The following is a 272-nucleotide window of genomic DNA, read 5'->3' on the forward strand; positions in this document are numbered from 1 at the left end:
GGTGGGAGAGGTTGCCGGTCATCAGGTGCATGAGCCTGGATCCGGAAATGTTGGCCGAGCCGATCATCTGGCGCACGTACCAGTCCCCGCGGGTTTCGCCGTCGGCCATGTCCTCGGTGAAAGTGTCGGCGCCGTCGGGGAAGTGTCCGCAGAAGATGACCGCGTGGGCCCAGACGTTGCGGACCGCGTTGGCTGCCAGGGTCCCGTACAGGGCTTGTTTGCCGGAGCCGGTGAGCAGGGCCAGTGCCGGGGTGGCCGCGTAGTCCTTGGTG

1 pseudogene is annotated in these 272 nt (G+C 66.9%); it reads right to left on the reverse strand.

The window, feature by feature from the left end:
• Positions 1-272: pseudogene (locus AC5RWU_RS24780) on the reverse strand (acyl-CoA desaturase); the annotation flags it as partial.

The sequence above is a fragment of the Arthrobacter sp. B0427-1-12 genome (assembly GCF_059092905.1).